This window comes from Streptomyces tremellae (genome assembly GCF_039540215.1).
Classification (GTDB): domain Bacteria; phylum Actinomycetota; class Actinomycetes; order Streptomycetales; family Streptomycetaceae; genus Streptomyces; species Streptomyces tremellae.
Genome location: NZ_BAABEP010000013.1, coordinates 79,625 through 99,148, shown reverse-complemented (window position 1 = coordinate 99,148; position 19,524 = coordinate 79,625). Strand labels below are relative to the sequence as shown.

19 protein-coding genes are annotated in these 19,524 nt (G+C 74.0%); 9 read left to right on the top strand and 10 right to left on the bottom strand.

Annotated features, from left to right (window positions below; translation table 11 throughout):
• Positions 1 to 21 precede the first annotated feature (21 nt).
• Positions 22 to 378, top strand: a complete 357-nt coding sequence (locus tag ABEA77_RS12550; RefSeq protein WP_345645460.1) for an STAS domain-containing protein — start codon at positions 22 to 24, stop codon at positions 376 to 378.
• Positions 379 to 435: 57 nt separating this feature from the next.
• On the top strand, positions 436 to 2,160 hold the full coding sequence (locus ABEA77_RS12545) for a SpoIIE family protein phosphatase (protein ID WP_345645457.1): 1,725 nt from the start codon (positions 436 to 438) through the stop codon (positions 2,158 to 2,160).
• Positions 2,161 to 2,221: 61 nt separating this feature from the next.
• On the opposite strand, the gene ABEA77_RS12540 is transcribed toward ABEA77_RS12545, so the two are convergent.
• Positions 2,222 to 3,538 carry a cation:dicarboxylate symporter family transporter gene (locus ABEA77_RS12540; RefSeq protein ID WP_345645455.1) on the bottom strand — a complete coding sequence of 439 codons (1,317 nt, stop codon included), beginning with the start codon at positions 3,536 to 3,538 and terminating at the stop codon, positions 2,222 to 2,224.
• Positions 3,539 to 3,622: 84 nt separating this feature from the next.
• Complete coding sequence (locus ABEA77_RS12535) at positions 3,623 to 4,789, bottom strand: enolase C-terminal domain-like protein (RefSeq protein WP_345645454.1); 1,167 nt, start codon at positions 4,787 to 4,789, stop codon at positions 3,623 to 3,625.
• Positions 4,790 to 4,885: 96 nt separating this feature from the next.
• Here ABEA77_RS12535 and ABEA77_RS12530 point away from each other — a divergent pair, with 96 nt between their 5' ends.
• Positions 4,886 to 5,602 carry a GntR family transcriptional regulator gene (locus tag ABEA77_RS12530; protein ID WP_345645451.1) on the top strand — a complete coding sequence of 239 codons (717 nt, stop codon included), beginning with the start codon at positions 4,886 to 4,888 and terminating at the stop codon, positions 5,600 to 5,602.
• 330 nt (positions 5,603 to 5,932) lie between these two features.
• Positions 5,933 to 6,985, top strand: coding sequence for a methyltransferase (locus ABEA77_RS12525; protein WP_345645448.1), 1,053 nt, complete (start codon positions 5,933 to 5,935; stop codon positions 6,983 to 6,985).
• 111 nt (positions 6,986 to 7,096) lie between these two features.
• On the opposite strand, the gene ABEA77_RS12520 is transcribed toward ABEA77_RS12525, so the two are convergent.
• A complete protein-coding gene (locus ABEA77_RS12520; RefSeq protein WP_345645445.1) occupies positions 7,097 to 7,933 on the bottom strand; it encodes a siderophore-interacting protein in 837 nt (278 codons plus the stop codon).
• A 169-nt stretch (positions 7,934 to 8,102) separates the two neighbouring features.
• Positions 8,103 to 9,053, bottom strand: a complete 951-nt coding sequence (locus tag ABEA77_RS12515) for an SURF1 family cytochrome oxidase biogenesis protein (RefSeq protein WP_345645442.1) — start codon at positions 9,051 to 9,053, stop codon at positions 8,103 to 8,105.
• Positions 9,054 to 9,149: 96 nt separating this feature from the next.
• Here ABEA77_RS12515 and ABEA77_RS12510 point away from each other — a divergent pair, with 96 nt between their 5' ends.
• Positions 9,150 to 9,674 carry a peptidoglycan-binding domain-containing protein gene (locus ABEA77_RS12510; RefSeq protein ID WP_345645439.1) on the top strand — a complete coding sequence of 175 codons (525 nt, stop codon included), beginning with the start codon at positions 9,150 to 9,152 and terminating at the stop codon, positions 9,672 to 9,674.
• Positions 9,675 to 9,911: 237 nt separating this feature from the next.
• The gene (locus ABEA77_RS12505; RefSeq protein ID WP_345645437.1) at positions 9,912 to 10,946 is read left to right on the top strand and encodes a nitrilase-related carbon-nitrogen hydrolase; all 1,035 of its coding nucleotides are present in this window, start codon (positions 9,912 to 9,914) and stop codon (positions 10,944 to 10,946) included.
• 28 nt (positions 10,947 to 10,974) lie between these two features.
• Here the strand turns inward: ABEA77_RS12505 and ABEA77_RS12500 are convergent, their stop codons facing one another.
• Complete coding sequence (locus tag ABEA77_RS12500; RefSeq protein WP_345645434.1) at positions 10,975 to 11,838, bottom strand: EamA family transporter; 864 nt, start codon at positions 11,836 to 11,838, stop codon at positions 10,975 to 10,977.
• Complete coding sequence (locus ABEA77_RS12495; RefSeq protein ID WP_345645432.1) at positions 11,838 to 12,719, bottom strand: MurR/RpiR family transcriptional regulator; 882 nt, start codon at positions 12,717 to 12,719, stop codon at positions 11,838 to 11,840. Before ABEA77_RS12495 ends, ABEA77_RS12500 begins: the two co-directional genes overlap by 1 nt.
• Positions 12,720 to 12,742: 23 nt before the next feature.
• On the opposite strand from ABEA77_RS12495, the gene ABEA77_RS12490 reads away from it, so the two are divergent.
• Both ABEA77_RS12490 and ABEA77_RS12485 read left to right on the top strand, forming a co-directional pair.
• Positions 12,743 to 13,666: an oxidoreductase gene (locus tag ABEA77_RS12490; protein ID WP_345645430.1), complete on the top strand. Its 924-nt coding sequence runs from the start codon at positions 12,743 to 12,745 to the stop codon at positions 13,664 to 13,666.
• Between the two features lie 182 nt (positions 13,667 to 13,848).
• Positions 13,849 to 14,571, top strand: a complete 723-nt coding sequence (locus ABEA77_RS12485) for a TSUP family transporter (protein ID WP_345645427.1) — start codon at positions 13,849 to 13,851, stop codon at positions 14,569 to 14,571.
• 78 nt (positions 14,572 to 14,649) lie between these two features.
• Here ABEA77_RS12485 and ABEA77_RS12480 read toward each other — a convergent pair whose 3' ends face one another.
• On the bottom strand, positions 14,650 to 15,261 hold the full coding sequence (locus ABEA77_RS12480) for a TetR/AcrR family transcriptional regulator (RefSeq protein ID WP_345645424.1): 612 nt from the start codon (positions 15,259 to 15,261) through the stop codon (positions 14,650 to 14,652).
• An 84-nt stretch (positions 15,262 to 15,345) separates the two neighbouring features.
• Between ABEA77_RS12480 and ABEA77_RS12475 the strand changes: the two genes are divergently transcribed.
• The gene (locus ABEA77_RS12475; RefSeq protein WP_345645421.1) at positions 15,346 to 16,278 is read left to right on the top strand and encodes an aldo/keto reductase; all 933 of its coding nucleotides are present in this window, start codon (positions 15,346 to 15,348) and stop codon (positions 16,276 to 16,278) included.
• A 33-nt stretch (positions 16,279 to 16,311) separates the two neighbouring features.
• Here ABEA77_RS12475 and ABEA77_RS12470 read toward each other — a convergent pair whose 3' ends face one another.
• The 3 genes from ABEA77_RS12470 to ABEA77_RS12460 form a co-directional block, all read right to left on the bottom strand.
• Positions 16,312 to 17,121, bottom strand: coding sequence for an SAM-dependent methyltransferase (locus ABEA77_RS12470; protein WP_345645418.1), 810 nt, complete (start codon positions 17,119 to 17,121; stop codon positions 16,312 to 16,314).
• 265 nt (positions 17,122 to 17,386) lie between these two features.
• Complete coding sequence (locus tag ABEA77_RS12465; protein ID WP_345645415.1) at positions 17,387 to 18,325, bottom strand: MBL fold metallo-hydrolase; 939 nt, start codon at positions 18,323 to 18,325, stop codon at positions 17,387 to 17,389.
• Between the two features lie 172 nt (positions 18,326 to 18,497).
• Entirely contained in the window at positions 18,498 to 19,481 is a 984-nt protein-coding gene (locus ABEA77_RS12460; RefSeq protein WP_345645412.1) for an NAD-dependent epimerase/dehydratase family protein, read from the bottom strand.
• Positions 19,482 to 19,524 lie beyond the last annotated feature (43 nt).

Genomic DNA, 19,524 nt, shown 5'->3' with positions numbered 1-19,524 from the left:
CCCAGGCGAGAAGGAGCTACGGTGCCGATTCCGGCGTCCGGTGTGGAACGGTCCAGGGACGTCGGGGGATGGGCGCTGCTGGTCCTGTGGGGGGAGGCGGACGCGGCCGTGGTGCCCGCGCTGCGGGCGGCCGTCGACGCGCTGGTCGCCCAGCACAGGGCCCACATGGTCTGGGACCTCCAGGACGTCACGTTCATGGACTCCGCGGGACTCGGCTGCCTGGTCTACGCGATGCGGCTGGCCGAGGCGCGCCAGGGCGTGGTGCGGCTGGCCGGGGCGGTCCCGCAGGTACTGCGGCTGTTGGACCTGACGGGGCTCGGCACCGTCGTCGAGGTGTTCCCCGACGTCCGCTCCGCGGTCGCGACCGCACGCGGATGAGCGCGGGCGGAAGACCCTCGCTGCGGTACGGGCCGTGATCCGGGCACACTGGGCAGCGTGGACACCGGTCGTGGAGCCGACAACCCCGCGTCCCCGCTCTCGGGCGAGGCGCTGATGGCCGCGCTGACCGCGTCGGCGGGTGCCGGTGTGTACGCGGTCGACGCGGACGGGCACGTCATCGCGTGCAACCCGGCGGCTGAACGGCTGCTCGGCCATGCGCCGGGGGCACTGACCGGTGTCGACGCCCGAGCGGTCCTCGGCCCGGGTGCGGCCGGGGCGACCGGCGACACCGGGTGGGGGCCCGCGGACGCGCCGCCGCAGCGGCCCGGCGCCGACCGCGCCGTCCTGCTGCGGGCCGACGGCACGGCGCTGACGGTGTGGCGCTCCGTGGCGCCCCTGCCGCCGGGCGCGGGCCGCGGACCGGGCTCGGTGGTCGTCTTCCACGACATCTCGGCTCAGCGCGCCGGGGCCGACCGGCGCGCCGAGCGCTACGCGCGCAGCGAGACGAAGCGCGAACAGGCGGAGTACGACCTCGCGGAGATCACCTGGCTGAGCGAGCTGACGCTGGCCATGGTCAGCACGCTGGACGCGGACGAGGCGCTCGGGCGACTGGTGCGCCTGCTGGTGCCGCGGCTCGCCGACACCGCCGTCATCGACCTGGTGGAGGGCCGGGTGCCGCGCCGCACCGCCTGGGCCCACCAGGTGCCCGGGGTCCTGCCCGCCGACCCTGCCGGCCCCTCGGAGGTACCCGAGCACCCCGCGCACCGCGCCGCCCTCGCGGGCGTCCGGCAGGGCGCCGGAATGCGGAACGTCGGCCTGTCCGGGGCCGACGCCCCCGCGCACGGCGACCTGCTGGGCCTGGTGGACGCCGCCCACGCCCTGGTCGTGCCCCTGCGCCTGCGTGCGACGACGCTGGGGACGCTCACCCTGGCCCGCTCGGCGGACGGCCCGCCGTTCGACGAGGGCGACCGCGTCCTGGCGGACGAGGTCGCCAGGCGTACCGCCCTCGGGCTGGAGAACACCCGGCTGCACGCCGCCCAGGCCGACATCGCCGCCACGCTCCAGCGGGCCCTGCTCACCGACCTGCCGACCGTGCCGGGACTGGAACTGGCAGCCCACTACCGGCCCGCGCAGCGCACGGCCGAGGTCGGCGGGGACTGGTACGACGCCTTTCCCCTGCCCGGCGGCGACGTCGCCCTCGTCGTCGGGGACGTGACAGGTCACGACATCCAGGCCGCTTCCCGCATGGGTGAACTGCGCAGCATGCTGCGCGCCCTCGCCGTCGACCGCCCCGAAGAGGACCCGGGCCGGATCCTGCGGCGGCTGGACACCGCCCAGTCCCGGCTCACCCTCGCCGACTCGGCCACGCTCGTCCTCGCCCGGCTCCACCCGCTGCCGGGCGGATGCTGGGAACTGTCCTGGTCCGTGGCGGGCCACCCCCCGCCGCTGCTCCTGGGGCCCGAACCCGCCGCCGCATACCTCGACGGGGCCCACGCCATGCTCCTCGGGGTGCGGCCCACCGCGCAGCGGCCCACCGCGCGGACGACCCTGCCGGCCGGTGCGACCCTCCTGCTCTACACCGACGGCCTCGTGGAGTCGCGCGTCCAGAGCATCGACACCGGGATGACCCGCCTCCGCAGGCATGCCGTCGCCCACCGCGATCTGTCCCTGCCCCGCCTCTGCGCCCGGCTGGCACGGGACCTCGGCGACGTGCGCGACGACATCACCCTCATCGCCGCGCGCCTACAGGCCCCGCCGCGCGGCGGGCGGCGTCCGGGGTGAGGAGGAGACCCGCGCCGACGCGGGCCGGGGAGCGCGCGGCCTCGCACCCGCGGGGAAGTGGTCAGGCGGGCGCCTTCCCGGCGGGCGCGGGGCGCTGCGGGTAGAGCGCGGCGCGGGCCCTTGCCGGGTCGAAGTCGTCCTCCCACTTGCCGATCACGATGGTGGCGACGGCGTTGCCGAGGACGTTGATGAAGACGCGGCCCTCGTTGAGGATGCGGTCGATGCCGACGATCAGCGAGAGCGCGGCCAGCGGCACGTGCCCCACGGCGGTGATCGTGCTGGCCAGCACGATGAACGCGCCGCCCGCGATGCCGGCGGTGCCCTTGCTGGTGAGCATCATGATGCCGACCATGGCCAACTGCTGCTGCCACGACAGGTCCACGCCCACGGCCTGTGCGAGGAACAGCGACGCCATCGTCAGATAGATCGCCGAGCCGTCCAGGTTGAACGAGAAGCCGGAGGGCACCACGATGCCGACCACGGGGCGGCCCACGCCCATCGTCTCCAGCCTCCGCACCAGTTGGGGCAGCACCGCCTCACTGGAACAGGTGCTCAGCGCCACCAGCAGCTCCGCCTTGAGGAACCGCATCAGCGAGAACAGGCCGAGCCCGCAGGCCCGCATGACCGCGCCGAGCACCACCACGGTGTACACCACGCACGTGCCGGTGAACAACGCGATCAGATAACCCAGTTGGCGCAGGCTCTCCGCGCCGTAGGTGGCGACCACGGTGGCCAGCGCGCCGAACGTGCCGTACGGGGCGAGCCGCATCACCCAGCCGACGATCCGGAACACCACCTCGGAGAGCGCCCGGACGCCGCGGGTCAGCGGCGCGGCCTGCTCGCCCGTCAGGTTGAGCGCCACGCCGAAGACGATCGAGACCACGAGCGCCGCCAGGATGTTGTCCCCGGTCACGGCGCCGAACAGGGACCCGGGGATCAGCGAGGAGACGAAGCCGGTGAAGGTGGCGTGCTCCTTGGCCTCCGCCGGGACATCGCCCGCGTTCAGTGTCGACGGATCGACATGGAGACCCGATCCCGGATGGAAGACGTTGGCCACGACCAGGCCGATCAGCATGGACACCAGCGAGAGCGCCACGAAGTAGCCGATGGCCTTCACGCCGATGCGGCCCGCCTTGCGGAGATTGTCCATGGCGGCGATGCCGGTGGTCACCACGCAGAAGACCACCGGGACCACGATCATCTCGACCAGTTCGACGAACCAGTCGTTGAGCGGCTTCAACTGCTTGCCCACACCCGGGAACAGCAGGCCGACCGCGATGCCGAGGACCGCGGCGAGCACCACCTGGAACCACAACTCGCGTATCAGGCGGCCCGCCAGTGGCCGGGGCGGGCGCGCGGGCGCCGTGGTGGCTGTCATCGTTGGTGCTCCTTTGCACGACGATCGTCGGTGGTGGTGCCGCCGGGCGGTGCCCTGCGGCGGTGCGGCGCGCCCCGGCGCGGCTCAGGCGTGCAGCCCCCGCAGCACCCGGTAGAAGGCGGCCTTGCCCTCGAAGCCGATGCCGGGGGTCTCGGTGAGGCCGACGCGGCTGCCGCTGACCCGCGCGTCGTCGGCGAAGCCGCCGGTGGGCTGGAACTCGCCCGGATACGACTCGTTGCCGCCGAGCTTCAGGGCGGCGGCGATGTGCAGCGAGAACTGGTGGCCGCCGTGCGGGACGCAGCGCCGCGACGACCAGCCGTGCGCCCGCAGCATCTCCTGGATGCGCAGGTACTCCACCAGCCCGTAGCTGAGCGCCGGGTCGACCTGGATGACGTCGCGGTCGGGGCGCAGCCCGCCGTAGCGGATCAGATTGCGGGCGTCCTGGAGCGAGAAGAGGTTCTCGCCGGTCGCGATGCGGCCCCGGTACTGCTCGGCCACGACCGCGTTGAGCCGGTAGTCCAGGGGGTCGCCGATCTCCTCGTACCAGAACAGCCCGTACGGCTCGATGGCCCGCCCGTACTCCAGCGCGGTGGCGAGGTCGAAGCGGCCGTTGACGTCCACGGCGAGCCGGGAGCCGTCGCCGCCGAGCACGTCGAGCACGGCCTCGATGCGCCGCAGGTCCTCGGCGAGCGGGGCGCCGCCGATCTTCATCTTGACCACGTCGTACCCCTGGTCGAGAAAGCCCCGCATCTCGTCCTTGAGGTCCCCGAGCGTCTTCCCCGGCGCGTAGTAGCCGCCCGCGGCGTAGACGAAGACCGAGTCGTCGGGCTCCCCGTCCCCGTAGCGGTCGGAGAGCCAGCGGTAGAGGGGCTTGTCCGCGATCTTCGCGGCGAGGTCGAACAGCGCCATGTCCACCACGCCGACCGCGACGGAGCGCTCGCCGTGGCCGCCGGGCTTCTCGTTGCGCATCATCACGTCCCACGCCCTGGCGGGGTCCAGTTCGCCGCGCTCGTCGAGCAGCGCGTCCCGCGGCGCGTCCAGCAGCCTCGGCAGCACCCGGCGGCGCAGGATCTCGCCCGCGCTGTAGCGGCCGTTGGAGTTGAACCCGTAGCCGACGAGGGGCTTTCCGTCCCGCACCACGTCGCTGACGACCGCGACGACGGAGCAGTCCATCGCACTGAAGTCGATCCAGGCGTTGCGGATGGAGGAGCTGATCGGGACGGTGCCCTCGTGTACGGCAGTGATCTTCACAGTGCTTCCTAATATCTTATAAGATGCGGGCGCTGTTAGGGTGGGATGATCCACTGGGTGCTGTCAAGGGCCGTGACGTACGGAAGAGGGCGGGGCATGGCGGAGGCGAACCTCTTCCTCAGCAAGAGCGACCTCGCCTACGCGGAGCTGCGCGGCCGGATCCTCTCCGGCAGCCTGTCCGCCGGCTCCCGTCTCGCCCAGTACGAGCTCGCCGCCTCCCTCGGCATGAGCATCACCCCGCTGCGCGAGGCCATCAGACGGCTCAGCAGCGAGGGCCTCGTCGAGGTCGAGACCCACCGCGACGTCCGTGTCTCCACGATGAGCTCCACCGAGGCGCGCCAGCTGTTCGAGGTGCGGCTCTCCCTCGACCCGACGGCCGCGGGCCTCGCCGCCGAGCGCCGCACCGACGCCGACCTCGACGCGATGCGCGCCGCTGTCGGGCGCCTGCTGCCGGTCACCCGGCGGTGGGGCGAGGAGGCGCTCAGCGCCCACCGCGCGTTCCACCGGGCGCTCTACGCGGCCTCGCACAACGACGTCCTGGTCCGGCTGCTCGACGACCTGTGGGACAAGTCGGACCGCTACCGCCGCCTCGGCCTCGAACTCCCCCCGGGCGACGGCCCCCGCACCCGCGACCTCGACGACCACCACCGCCTCGTCGACCTGGTCGCCGCCCGGTGTTCCGGGGAAGCGGCCGACCTGATGCGCACCCATGTCGCCCACAGCCTCACGGCGACGGCGATCAGCGCCCTGGAGGACCGGGAGGAGCACGAGGAGGCCGGCGCGGGACCCGCCGTCGCGGGCGGTCAGGGCTGAGGGTGTCGTCCGGGTGCCCGCGCCGTGGACGCGGGAACTCCGCGTGGGCGGACGGCATCCGGCAATGCGTCTGCCAGGAGGGAGGCCGCTCCTGAGCTGCGGCCATCGTCCGAGACCCCGCGCACCCGCACGCGCCGAGCGGTGCATGGCCGCCCCCGCAGGCATCTTCGCCGGGCGACGGGGCAAGCGAAGGGCGACTGAGGGCCGGGCCGGGGTGCGGGGGTGCGGGGGGGCGATCACGATGCCGCCTCGCGCCGTGCGGCCGGAGCGACCTGGCGCCGCCCGGGAGTCGGCACGGCGGGCGGCGCCACGACCTGATCGAGGAGTGCTGTGACCCTGTACGAGAAGCCGCTGACCCCGGCCGGTTCCGCGAAGCCCGCCGACGGGGAGGCAGGGCGGATGTTCCAGATGATCACCGGGTACTGGGTGACCCAGGTGGTGCGCACCGCGGCGGAGTTGCATATCGCTGACCACCTCGCCGAAGGGCCTGCGACCGCGGGGGACATCGCGCGGGCCGAGTCGCTCGATCCGTCCGCCGCGTTCCGCTTCCTGCGGGCCTGCGTCGCCGTCGACCTGGCGTCCTGCCACGACCGTGAGCACTTCGCCGCCACACCCCTGCTGGAGACGCTGCGCACCGGCCGGCCCGGCTCGCTGCGCGACCTGGCGCTGTGGGGCGGGATGACCTCCCACTGGCGGCCGTGGGACCGGCTGGCGGACGCGGTGCGCACGGGCGAGGCGCAGGCGCCGGCCGTGATGGGCAAGGACCTCTTCGCGTACTTCGCCGAACACCCCGACGAGGGAGAGATGTTCACGGCGGCCATGTCGGCGATGACGGACGGGGTGGCCGAGCACCTGGCCGGTGTCATCCACCTCACCGGGACCGAGACGGTCGTCGACGTCGGCGGCGCGGCGGGCGCCTTCGTGCAGAACCTGATGACGCGGCACCCCTCGCTGCGCGGCGCGGTGCTCGACCTGCCCCATCTGGCGGGCGCCGCCGCGGAGTCCGCGGCGGCCGCGGGCGTCCGTGACCGCTTCGACTTCGTCGGCGGCGACTTCTTCGACTCCGTGCCCGCGGGGGACGTGTACCTGCTCAAGTACGTGCTGCACGACTGGGACGACGACTCGGCGGCCCGCGTCCTGCGCACCTGCCGGGCGTCGCTCAACCCGGGCGGCCGCATCCTCGTCGCCGAGCTGGTCGTCGAGACCGAGGACGCCACGGGCCTGCCGCCGCTCATGGACCTCAACATGCTGACGCTCTCCAACGGCGGCCGGGAGCGCAGCCGGCCGGAGTTCGAGGCGGTCTTCCGGGAGGCCGGGCTGCGGCTCGTCGGTGTGACGCCCTCCGCTTCCCTGGTCTCCGTGCTCGAAGCCGTACCGGCGTAGGCGAAGGCCCCCGCTGCGGAGGCCGCCCGCGCGCGGGCCGCGAGGGGCGGCAGCGGAACGCGCCGCCGCGGCGGCCAGGCGCAGGGGCGGCCCGCGGCGCGGCCGCCCCCGTCAGCCGCCCGAGGCGACCGCGACCGCCGGGGCCTGCGCGGTGCGCCAGAAGCCGGAGAAGGTGATGCGCTCCTTCGGCATGCCCGCGCCGTGCAGATGGCGGCGGCCCTCCGCCGCGAGCGTCCGCTCGCCGACGACGAAGGCGTAGCCGCGCGGGTCGATGCCGGCGCACTCCCTCAGCGCCGCAAGCGCCTTGGCGCCCGGCACGGCGCGCGCGTCGGCGCGGGGCAGCCACTCCACGCGCATGCCGGGCGGCGCGCTCAGGGCCCGGCGGTCGGCCTCAAGCGGCACCTCCTGCAGCACCCGGCCCACGGTCCCCGGGGGCAGCGAGCGCAGGATCCCCGCCACCGCGGGCAGGCCGCTCTCGTCGGCGACGAGCAGCACGCTCGCCGCGTCGGCGGGCGGGTCGAACAGGACGCCCTGGTCGAGCAGGGCCAGCTGCTCGCCCGGCGCCACGGAGGCGGCCCAGATGGCGACCCCGCCTTCGAGCGCGCCGTCGTCCCCGCGGTGCAGGACCACGTCGATGTCCAGTTCGCCGCGCTCGGCGCGGAAGCCGGCCACCGTGTAGTTGGCGCAGTAGGGGCGGGTCTCTTCGGGCATCGAGAGATACGGCTTCCACCACGTCGTGCCGACGACCTCGGGCGGGTGGAAGCGGTCCTGGTACGGGTGGCGGAAGAAGAGGCGGAACCAGTGGTCGTAGCCGCGCCAGGGGAAGTCGAGCAGCTGCTCGCCCTGTACGGTCACGCGCTGCATGCTGGGCGTGAGGCGCGTGCTGGCGAGGACGGAGGCGCGGAACAGCGCGGGGCTGTCCGGCTGGATACGCGTACGGGAAGCCATGAAGGTAAGGCTAAGCTAACTTCGCCCTCGATGGTGACGGCCGTGCCGAAATCGTCTCGGCCGTGCCGAAATCGTCCGCGCGACCGGAATGCTCCGCGCGGGAGACGCGCTCCTGCGGCCGGGCCGAGGCCGAGCCCCCGGCAGGGGCGGGCCGCGCGGCCGTGGTGCCTCAGTCGCCCCGGTACCGCCGCCGGCCGTTGCCGAGCAGCGCGTACAGGTCGGCTGCGGGCGAGACCGTGCCGCCCGCGGGCGGCGCAGGCGCAGCGGCGGCGGGCGCGGGCTCCGGCTCGGCCTCCGGGTCGGGTCCCGCGGGGGCGTCCCCGGGAGCGGCCGCCGCCCGCGCCTCCGCGTCGATCTCCGTGTCGCGCCGGAGCAGGATCCACCAGCCGAGGGGCACGGCGGCGGCGAAGATCCACCACTGGATGGCGTACGGCAGGTGCACGCCCTGGCCGACCACGGCCATCGAGTTGGTGTCCTGCTGCGGCCCCGGCACGAGTTCGGCCTCCGCGGATGCGGCGGGCTTCGGTGAGGTGGCGGTGAGCTCCATGTACCCCGCGACGACCGGGTCGGGGATCTCCCGCGCGTGCTCGGCGCTGTTGATGATCACGGACTGGTGCGGCGGCAGGCTGGCCCGCTTGTGGATGCCGGTGCTCGCGTAGGTCTCGTCCGGGCGCAGCCGTCCGGTCACGGTGACCTTGCCGCCCGGCACGTCAGGGACCTCGGGATAGGCGGTGCCGCTCTGCGACGCGGGCGCGACCCAGCCCCGGTTGACGAGGACGGCCTCGCCCGTGGAGGTGATCAGCGGCGTGACGACCTGGAAGCCCACCGCGCTCGACGCGTTGGTGCGCTGCCTGACGACGAACTGGTGTGCCGCGTCGTAGTGCCCTGTCGCCGAGACCGTGCGGTAGGTCAGGGAGAACGGCACGGTGCCGCCGGGCTTGGACAGCGAGGTGACCGGCGCGGGCGCGGCGCTCTGGTTGCGGTCGATCATCCGGTTGAGCGCGTTCGCCTGCTCGTATCGGTGGTACTGCCACAGCCCCAGCCGGTAGAAGGTGGGGATGAGGGCGGCCAGCACCAGGGTCAGGACGATCCAGCGCCGGGTCAGCAGGGTTCGCAGCACCCGTCGAAGGTACCCCGGCCGCCGATGAGGGCGTTCACGGGGTGCGGGTCTGCCCAGGAGAGGACGGGTCGGGGGGAATCCCCGCAACCGGGACCAGTGCTTCACAACGGGCCGGCGGTAGCGTGTCGGTCGTCCTCGACACCGCCATATGGGGGAGACACACAGGGCACACAGCACAGGTTCACGAGAGCGTCAGCAGGCGTCCTGACCGCTGCGACTCTCACCACCGGCGGTCTCGTCGGCGCCTCCGCGGCCACCGCCGCACCCGTCAGGCCCGCCACCGCGAGCGCCGCCGCCATCCAGGCGGCCGTCGACAACCTCGGCCTGAACACCGCAGAGGCCAAGAGCGTCCAGTGCTACGTCCGCGACGCCGGGTACAGCCCGGGCGCGATCGACGGCCAGCTCGGCACCGGCAGCTGGAAGGCCTGGCAGAGCTTCCTCAACGCCCTCGGCTACAACGCGGGCAGCCTCGACGGAGCCGTGGGCCCCCACACCGTCCGCGCCCTCCAGCGCTTCCTCAACTACGTCGGCTACGACACCGGCGGCGTCGACGGCATCGCCGGAGCCAGGACCAAGGCCGCCTGGGCGGCGTTCTCCAACCTCGGCGGAGGCTGGTGCTGACCAGCGGGCCGCGGCGAGCGCCGACGACCCCCGGGGCCCTCCTCTTGCCCCGGTCCGCCCTGACCCGGGTGCCAGGGCCGTCGCGCCGCCCCTGACGGAGGAACACGGGGCGCGGGGCGCGGGCGACAGGCCCGCCCGCGCCCCGCGCCGTCGCGCGGTACGTTCCCGCCCGGCCGCGCGCCACGGGGCAGGACACCGGCTTGCCCGGGGAATCCGCGCGTTCCTAGGCTCGGCCGCATGCCCTCACCGAGCCCCGCGGCATCCGCCGCTCCCGCCCCTTCCGGCGCCGCAGCCCCTTCCGCGACCGCGACCGCCCCCGTTCCCACAGCCCCGGAGCGCGCGTCCCGCCGCACCCTGACCGCCGCGGTCGTCCAGGCGGCCGCGCCGCTGTTCGACACACCCGCCGCGCTGGCCCGCGCCGAGGAACTCATCCGGGCGGCGGTACGCGACCGGGGCGCGGAACTCGTCATCCTCCCCGAGGCGTTCCTCGGCGGCTACCCCAAGGGCCTCGACTTCGGCATCACGGTGGGCAGCCGCACCCCGGAGGGGCGCGAGCTCTTCCGCCGCTACCACGCCGCGGCGATCGAGGAGTCCGGCCCCGAGGTCGGCGCCCTTGCCGCGCTCACCGCAGAACTCGGCTGCCACGCCGTCGTCGGAGCCGTCGAGCGCAGCGGCGGCACCCTGTACTGCGTGGCCCTCTTCTTCGGCCCCTCCGGCTACCTGGGGCTGCGCCGCAAGCTCATGCCGACCGCGGCCGAGCGCTACCTGTGGGGGCAGGGCGACGGGTCCACCCTCCCGGTCGTCGACACCGGCGCCGCCCGCGTCGCGGCGGGCATCTGCTGGGAGAACTACATGCCGCTGTTCCGCGCCGCCCTGTACGCCAAGGGCGTCGACGTGTGGTGCGCGCCCACCGTGGACGACCGGGACGCCTGGCAGGCCACCATGCGGCACATCGCGCTCGAGGGACGCTGCTTCGTGCTCGCCGCGGCCCCGTACTTGCGCCGCGGCGCCCTGCCCCCGGACCTCCACCCCGTCCAGGGCGACGCGCCCGACACCGTCCTGATCGGCGGCGGCTCCGTCATCGTCTCCCCGCTCGGCGAGGTCCTCGCCGGTCCGCTCCGCGACGGCGAGGGCATCCTCACGGCCGAGCTCGACCTCGACGACCTCGCCAGGGCCCGCTTCGACTTCGACCCCGTCGGCCACTACGCGCGCCCCGACGTCTTCACCCTGCACGTCGACGAGTCCGCCCGTACGCCCGTGTACGGCGGCTGACGGCGACCGGCGGCCGGGACCGGGGGCATCAGAGGCTGATCGCCGCGATGCCGGCGAGGACCGCGGCCGCGCCGACGAGGCGGCGCGCCAAGTGGGCCTCGTGGAACAGCCGCCAGGCGAGGAGCGAGCCGACGACGATGGACGACTCGCGCAGCGGCGCGACCAGCGCGACGGGCGCCGTCCGCATGGCGGAGAGCACGAGGATGTAGGCCAGCGGCGAGAACACCGCGACGGTGAGGACAGGTGCCGCGTTGCGTCGGACGGTGGACGCGATCTGTTCCCGGCGGCGCAGGGCGCTCGGGGTGAGGAACAGGCACTGGAGCACGAGTGTGCCGGAGTAGTAGCTGACGGGCGCCAGGTGCAGGGACGCGACCGAGTAGCTGTCCCAGAGGGTGTACGCCGCGATCGAGGCGCCCGTCGCGGCGCCCCAGCCCACCCCGCGCACCGGGCGGCTCCCGCCGCCGCGGCGGAACGGGTTGCCGGTGACGACGACGATCCCGGCGACGACGGTGAGGCCCCCCAGCACCGCGGCCGCGGTGGGGCGTTCGCCGAGGAACAGGATCGCGGACGACATCGTCAGCAGCGGCCCGGTGCCGCGGGCGACCGGGTAGACCACGCCGAGGTCGGCTCGGTCGTAACCGCCTTGCAGCGTCAGGGAGTAGGCCACGTGAAGGGCGGCCGACACGGCCGAAGCGGCGGCGAGCTGCCGGGTGGCGGGCTGGGTGCCGTCCACCGCCAGGAGGATGCCGATCGGGACGCACAGCACCGCCGACGCGCAGGTGTACGCCCAGACGAACAGGACGGTGTCGCCGCGCTTGTACTTCGACACGATGTTCCATATCGCGTGCGCGGCGGCGGCTATGAGGACGAGCGCGATCGTTCCCGCCCGCATCAGACGATGTCCGGAAGGTCGATGCCGGTACGCTCCGCGCGGCGGCTGCGCTCGGGATCCCGCAGGGCCAGGGCCGCGCCCAGCGCGTCGACGACGACGAGTTGGGCGAGCCGGCTGCCCGCGGCGGCCATCTGCGCCGGCAGCGGCACGCCGCCCACGACGAGGGCGATGTCGGCGAGGTCCGCGAGCGGGGTGCCGTACTGGTTGGTGATCGCGATCAGCGTGGCACCCGCAGAGGAGGCGGCGTCGGCGACGGCGAGCGTCGTGGCGGTGCGCCCCGTCGAGCTGACGGCGACGAGCACGTCACGGGGGCCGAGCAGCCGCATCGCGATCATCGCGGACTCGTGGTCCTGGATGCCCGAGGTCCGCGCGCCGAGCGCCCGCAGCCGGAAGACGGCGTCCGCCGCGACCGTCGCCGAGGGGCCCGCGCCGTAGGCGAGCACCTGATCCGCCTGCCGCACCGCGCGCACCGCGTCGTCCAGCCGGGCGGTGTCGAGGGCGCCGCCGAGCGCGGTCAGCGCGTCGCTGCCCGCGCGGATCGCCGTCTCCAGCACCGCCGCCGTCGAGGCGTCCGCCGTGAGCGTGTCGGGCGGCGAGAAGAACTGCGCGGTGCCGCGGGCGCGGGCGATCTCCATCTTGAGTTCGGCGAAGCCGCTGAAGCCGATGGCCCGGGCGGCGCGTACCACGCTGGGGGCGGAGACGCCCGCCCGCGCCGCGACCTGCGCGGTGGTGCCCGTGCCCACGAACAGCGGGTCGGACAGCAGGAGTTGCACGACCTTCGCCTCGCTCGCCGCGAGACCACCGCTGCGGGCACGCACCGTTCCGAGCCACCGGGTGAGCGCCTCGCTCGCAGTAATGGGATTACTGTCGTCATTATTCATCCGTAACAGGGTAACGTGGTGGTATGGAGCGGAACAGCGGCTCTCGGCAGCCGAGTACACAGGACGGCACGGCCATCGCTGTGGTGGGCCCGGGGGCGATCGGCACCACCGTCGCCGGGGCGCTGCACGAGGCGGGCCGCACCCCGCTGCTCTGCGGCCGCACGGCCCGCGAGCGCCTCGAACTGCGCGATGCCGAGGGCGTCGTCACCGTGCCGGGCCCCGTGCGGACCGACCCGGCAGGGATCGGCGCGCCGGCCGGCCTCGTCTTCCTCGCGGTCAAGGCGACCCAGCTCGACGCGGCGGCGCCGTGGCTCACGGCGCTGTGCCGGCCGGGCACCGTCGTCTGCGTCCTGCAGAACGGGGTCGAGCAGGAGGCGGCCGTCGCACCCCTGGCACCCGGCAGCCGGGTGCTGCCCTCGATCGTGTGGTTCCCCGCGCAGGCCCAGCAGGACGGCTCGGTCCTGCTGCGTGGCGAGGCGCGCCTGACCCTGCCGGACACGCCCGCGGCCCGCCTGGTCTGCGACGCGCTGCACGGCACGCGCTGCGCCGTCGACCTGGCGGCCGACTTCACGTCCGCCGCGTGGCGCAAGCTGCTGCAGAACGCCGCCGCCGGGCTCATGGCCCTCACCGGCCGCCGCGCCGGCGTGTTCGCCCGCGCCGACATCGCGCGGCTCGCCGTGGACTACCTGCGGGAGTGCCTGGAGGTCGCACGGGCCGAGGGTGCCGTCCTCGACGACGGTGTGCCGCGCGAGATCCTCGAACTCTTCCGGTCGTTCCCCGCCGACCTGGGCACCTCCATCCTCGCCGACCGGGAGGCGGGCCGGCCGCTGGAGTGGGACATCCGCAACGGCGTCGTCGCGCGGCTCGGCCGGGCCCACGGGATCCCCACGCCGATCAGTGACGTGGTGGTGCCGCTGCTCGCGGCCACGAGCGAAGGACCCGGCTGACCGGCCCCCGGCCCGGCGTGGCATAGTGCGGTGCCGACAGCGCCTAGGGTTCCGGTGCCTCGCGGCACGGCTGGTCCGAGCGGCGCCACCGCGCGCCACCGGAGGGGTGCGGTCATCTCAAAGGACAAAAGCCTGGAGGAGCGGTTCCGCCGCGCCCGCGACGGGACGGAAACGGTCCTCGCATGCCCGCGCTGTCCCTCCTCTCCCTGCTTGCCCTCGCTGCCGGCGTCCTCAGCGGTGTCGTCGGCACCGGCTCCTCGCTGATCCTCCTGCCGGTCCTCGTCGTCCTGTACGGGCCGCGCGTCGCCGTCCCGGTGATGGCGATCGCCTCCCTGTTCGGCAACACCGGGCGGGTGATCGCCTGGTGGCGCGAGATCCGCTGGCGGCCGGTGCTCGCGTACGCGCTGACGGGCGTCCCGGGCGCCGTGCTCGGCGCCCACACGCTGCTGACGATCCCGCCGGCCGCGGTCGACATCTCCCTCGCCGTGTTCTTCCTCGCGATGATCCCGCTCCGCCGCCTGCTCCGGCGCTCCCGCCTCCGCGTCCGCCTGTGGCACATGGCGGCCGCGGGGGCGCTCGTGGGCTTCCTCACCGGCCTCGTGCTGTCGACGGGCCCGCTCAGCGTGCCGGTGTTCACCGGGTACGGGATGAGCGGCGGCGCGTTCCTCGGCTCGGAGGCGGCGAGCGCGCTCCTCCTCTACGCGGGCAAGCTCGCGACCTTCGGCGGCGCCGGCGTGCTCGCCCCGGCCGTGGTCGCCCGCGGCCTCGTCATCGGCACCGCCCTGCTCGCCGGCTCCCTGCTCGCCAAGCGCCTCGTGCGCCGGCTGCGCCCCCGCACCTTCGACCTCCTCATCGACGCCGTACTCGTCACGGGCGCCGCGGGCATGCTCCTCCCGCTCCGCTGAGCCGCCGCCGCGGGGCGCCTCCGGCGCGTGCGGTCTCCTCCCGCCCGGCCGCCGGCGCCGCCCGGGCGGGGCCCGCGGTCAGTGCTTCGCCGCGGGCCGCAGGGCGTCCACCACGAGGTCGAGCAGCCGCTCTGTCAGCTCCGGGCTGTTGCCCGCCGTCGTCGAGAGGAACACGCCGAGCAGCATCATCGTGACCTCCTCGGGCCGTACGTCGGCCCGGAGGGAGCCCGTCCGTACCCCGGCGCCGAGGATCTCCGCGAGGGCGGCGGTGATCCGCTCCCTGGTGGCGGGCGTCGCGATGGTGCCGGCGGCCCACCCTGCGCGCAGGGTGTCGGAGAAGCTGCGCTTGGTCGCGAAGAAGGCCGCGTAGCGGTCCATCCACGTCCGCAGCGCGACCTCGGGAGGCAGCCGGGACAGCAGTTCGGGGGCGCTGGTGACGACGGCGTCGAGCTCGGCCGCGTACAGGGCCTCGACGAGGGCCTCGCGGGTGGGGAAGTGCCGGTAGAGCGTGCCGATCCCGACGCCCGCCTCGCGGGCGATGGCGTCGAGGGTCGCCCTGCCCTCGGTCGCGGCGAAGGCGTCGCGGGCCACGGCGAGCAGGCGCTCGCGGTTGCGCCGGGCGTCGGCGCGCACCGGGCGCCCGGTCCCCTCCGCGGGCAGGCCGGAGTCCGGTAGATCGGACGAGGACAAAGCGGAGGACCTCCGTTTGGTGTTACGGTGCGTTTAGCGGAGCCTCTCCGCTTATCGCCATCGTCTCACGAAAGCGACCGTGCCATGAATCCCACCGCCCCGTCCGACCACCTCACCGCCAGCGGGGCCGCCAGGCCCGGCGGCCCCGGCGCGCTCATGGGCCGCACCGTCTCCCGCGTCGGCTACGGCGCGATGCAGCTGGAGCGCCTCGACCGGGACGCCGCGGTGGCGCTGCTGCGCCGCGCCGTCGAGCTCGGAATCGACCACGTCGACACCGCCCACTTCTACGGCAACGGCTTCGTCAACGAGGTGATCGGCGCCGCGCTGCGCCCCGCGGACGGCGTCCTGGTCGTCAGCAAGGTCGGCGCGGAACCGAACCCGGCGGGACCCGTGCCGCTGCGCCTCGCCCAGCGGCCGAAGCAGCTGCGGACCGCCGTGGAGGACAACCTCAGGGGCCTCGGTGTCGAGCAGGTGCCGCTCGTCAACCTGCGCCGCGCCGACCACGGCCCGGGGCTGCGCGCGCAGGGCGACCAGGTCGTCGACCTCGACGACCAGCTCGCCGTGCTGACCGAGCTGCGGGCCGAGGGGAAGATCGGGGCCATCGGCCTGAGCAGCGTCACCCTCGAAGGGCTGCGGCGGGCCCTCCCGGCGGGCATCGCGTGCGTGCAGAACGCCTACAGCCTGGTGGCCCGCGGCGACGAGGACACCCTGCGCCTCTGCCTGGCCGAGGGCATCGCCTGGGTGCCGTACTTCCCGCTCGGCGGCGCCTTCGCCGGGCTGCCGAAGATCGCGGACGAGCCCGCAGTCGCCGCCGCGGCGCAGGCGCTCGGCGTGAGCCCCGCGCAGATCGGCCTGGCCTGGCTGCTCCACCACAGCCAGAACACGCTCCTCATCCCCGGCACCGCCGACCCCGCGCACCTCGTGGCGAACGCCGAGGCGGGCAGCGTCGTCCTCGACGGGGAGACGCTCGCCGCACTCGACGCGGTCCCGTCCCGCACGGGCGACATCGCGCTCTGACGGCGGCGGCGCCCGGCGGGAGCCCGCCGCGCTTCAGGGCTTCCGCGCCACGGCTCCGTACATCGCGATGTCCCGGTCGTCGATGGCGGCCTGCTCGGGCCCGGGACGCCAGGTGTGGACCTGGGTGACCCCGGGTTCGACCAGGTCGAGGCCGTCGAAGAACGACGTGGCCGTGGCGAGGTCCCGCAGGGCCATCGGCATGCCCTGCCGCCCGTACTCCTCGGCCACCCGGCCGACCTCCTCGGGGGCGAAGTCCGCGGTGCCGATGGTCATCGCCAGATAGCTGCCCGACGGCAGCGGGTCGAGCAGCCGCCGGACGAGGCGCCGGTCGTCGGGCGGCAGGATGAAGTGCATGATGCCGATGACCATCAGGCCCACGGGCCGGTCCAGGGCGACGAGGTCGCGGAACTCGGAGCTGTCCAGGATGGTGTCAGGGTCGTGCATGTCGGCGTCCACATAGGCCGTGGCGCCCTCGGGGGAGCTCTGGAGCAGGGCACGCGCGTGGGCGAGGACGATGGGGTCGTTGTCGACGTAGACCACATGCGACTCGGGCGCCGCCTCCTGCACCACCTCGTGCAGGTTCGGCGAGGTCGGCAGGCCGGTCCCGATGTCGAGGAACTGGCGCACCCCCTGCTCCTCGGCGAGGAAGCGGGCGGCCCGGTGCATGAAGCGCCGGTTCTCCCGCATGTGCACGGGCAGCGCGGGCCAGTGCTCGCACATGGCGTCGCCGGCCTTGATGTCGACCGGGTAGTGGTCTTTTCCGCCCAGGATGTAGTCGTAGACGCGGGCGGAGTGCGCCCGTGACGTGACGATCCGGTTCTGGCGATCCTGCGACGTGCTCACACGGCACCTCTCTCTGTCACAGACGGCTCATCAGACGCTACAAACACCAGGTCCGAGAGGCAAACGCCGCAGCCCAGGCGCGTGAGCGGCGCCCGCGTCCACGGCTGGCCGTGCCGATGACGCCGAGTGACTGTCCGGACGGCAGACGAAGCCGCCGCACTCGTACTCGACCGCCCCTCCTCCTCATCAGCTCCTCCTCATCAGCCCAGGAGAGCGCGCAACAGGCCGTCGAGGGGGAGCGCCCCTCGGCCGACCCGGTGGTTTGTCAGGCGCAGCAGCGGAGCGGCCGGCCGCCGTTGAACTGCACCAGCTCGGCGAACAGGTCGGGTACGGGCAGCGCGGCGCCCTCCGGGAGCCCGGCGAGTTCGGCCGCCGCACGGTGCAGGTTGCCCACGAGGCGCTCGGGGTCGAGGAGGCGGCCGAACCGGCCGAGGTCGGTGCGCCGGGCGAGTTCGAGGGGGGTGGTCCCGTCGCGCAGACCGGTGCGCGCGAGGTCGAGGAGCCAGCTGAGGTACGCCTCGGTGGCGTCGAGGATCTCGGGGCCGCCGACGGCGCCGTGCCCCGGTACCACGACGAGCGGTTCGAGAGCCCGCAGACGGGACACAGCGCGCAGGGCGCCGCTGACGGAGCCCATCATCACGAACGGGGTGACGCCGTTCCACAGCACGTCGCCGGCGAAGAGGACTCGCTGCTCGGGGAGCCAGACGACGGTGTCGTTGGTGGTGTGGGCGGGCCCCACGTGCAGCAGGTGTGCGTCGTGCCCCCCGACGTGCAGCTGCATCCTGTCGGTGAAGGTGAGGTCGGGTGGCACGACCGGGGAGACTCCCCAATCGACGTCGGACCACAGGGTTTTGAGGCCTTCGCCGTTCTCGATCATCTCGTCGCGGGCCAAGTGGTGGGCGACGATCGTGGCCTCCGGGGCGAAGACAGCGTTGCCGAAGGTGTGATCGCCGTGGGAGTGGGTGTTGATCAGGATGCGCGGCGGAGTCTCGGTGACCGCGGTGAGCGCGCCGCGCAGCGACCGGGCACGCCGCTCGGTGGCGGTGGAGTCGATGAGGGCGCTGAGCCGGTCGCCGACGATGATCCCCGAGTTGCTGACACACCAGCCGCCGTGAGGCTGGACGTATGCATAGATGCCGTCGGCGACGGCATCTATGTGTGCGGGCGGGGCTGGTTCGCGGGTGCTGAGCACCGGTGCGCTCATAGGGCCGTTCTCCTTGTCCGGATGCGGACGACGGCGGCTGCGGCGGCCGTCGGGCCACGGGTGATGTGGCGGTGACGATCAGTGGGAGACTGCAGGCGGGACGCCGCTGCGGGCATCATGTGGCAGTGGCAGTGGCAGTGGCAGTGGCAGCGGCAGTCTGCGGGTGCCGGGGTCAGCGGAGCCCGAGGCCGATGCGCGCGTCCGGCTCCTGCCGGTGGGCCGCGGCGAGCAGGTCCTTCAGCGACTCCTCCAGCGAGTGGGCGGGCTTCCAGCCGAGCAACGTCCGGGCGCGTTCTGTGTCGAGCTGCTGCCACTCGATCCCGTTGCGGTCGGTGTGAGCCGGTGATCTCTCGACCACGGGCATGTCCAGGCCGCTGAGGCCGATGAGTCCGGCCACGAGGGTACTCACACTGACCGCCTCGCCGCGCCCGATGTTGAGGAGCCGTTCGTGCGGAGGCGCGTCCGCCGCCCTGGCCACGGCGGACGCGACGTCACGTACGTCGACGAAGTCGAGCCGGGCGCGCAGCGGAGCGAGACGGAGGGGTGCGGGCGGTGTTCCCGGGTTGCGGGCGGCCTCGGCCAGGTGAGCCGCGATCAGGCCGAGGAGGCTGTTGCGCGGGGAGCGGGGACCGCAGACGTTCGCGACTCGCAGGACGGTCGCGTCCACCCGTCCTTCCCGCACCGCGGCCAGTACGGCCTCGGTGGCGAGGAGCTTGGCGCGCCCGTAGGCGCTCACGGGCCGCGGTGGTGTGTCCTCCCGTACGGCGAGGCCGGGCGTGCCTGGCCCGTACTCCTGCGCCGACCCCAGGTGGATCAGGCGGGGGCGCTGGGGGGAGTCGAGCCCTGCGAGGGCGGACAGCAGGCGGCGGGTGAGGGTGACGTTGCCCTCCTCCAACTGCTCGGCCGACACTCCCCAGACGGCGCCGGCCGCGTTCACGACGACGTCCGCGGCGTGGGCGTACAGGAGCGCGGCGACCTCGTGGACGGGGGAACGCGTCAGGGAGAGCCGCCGGTAGCGTACGGTCCCCGAGGGGGCCGGCAGCGGCTCAGGAACGGGGGACCTGCTGATGCCGAGGACACGGCCGCCCCGGGCCGCGAATGCCTCGCACACGGCGCGACCGACGAAACCCGATGCGCCCAGGACGATCACGGACACGTGAGTGCCTCCCCTGCTTCTGGCCCGGCAACGTGAGCATCAT

Excerpts from the sequence above, each read along its gene's own strand:
- ABEA77_RS12530 (WP_345645451.1), top strand. The coding sequence starts at position 4,886 with ATGGCGGAGGCGAACCTCTTCCTCAGCAAGAGCGACCTCGCCTACGCG.
- ABEA77_RS12520 (WP_345645445.1), bottom strand. The coding sequence starts at position 7,933 with ATGGCTTCCCGTACGCGTATCCAGCCGGACAGCCCCGCGCTGTTCCGC.
- ABEA77_RS12485 (WP_345645427.1), top strand. The coding sequence starts at position 13,849 with ATGCCCGCGCTGTCCCTCCTCTCCCTGCTTGCCCTCGCTGCCGGCGTC.
- ABEA77_RS12475 (WP_345645421.1), top strand. The coding sequence starts at position 15,346 with ATGAATCCCACCGCCCCGTCCGACCACCTCACCGCCAGCGGGGCCGCC.
- ABEA77_RS12540 (WP_345645455.1), bottom strand. The coding sequence starts at position 3,538 with ATGACAGCCACCACGGCGCCCGCGCGCCCGCCCCGGCCACTGGCGGGC.
- ABEA77_RS12495 (WP_345645432.1), bottom strand. The coding sequence starts at position 12,719 with ATGAATAATGACGACAGTAATCCCATTACTGCGAGCGAGGCGCTCACC.
- ABEA77_RS12500 (WP_345645434.1), bottom strand. The coding sequence starts at position 11,838 with ATGCGGGCGGGAACGATCGCGCTCGTCCTCATAGCCGCCGCCGCGCAC.
- ABEA77_RS12505 (WP_345645437.1), top strand. The coding sequence starts at position 9,912 with ATGCCCTCACCGAGCCCCGCGGCATCCGCCGCTCCCGCCCCTTCCGGC.
- ABEA77_RS12490 (WP_345645430.1), top strand. The coding sequence starts at position 12,743 with ATGGAGCGGAACAGCGGCTCTCGGCAGCCGAGTACACAGGACGGCACG.
- ABEA77_RS12465 (WP_345645415.1), bottom strand. The coding sequence starts at position 18,325 with ATGAGCGCACCGGTGCTCAGCACCCGCGAACCAGCCCCGCCCGCACAC.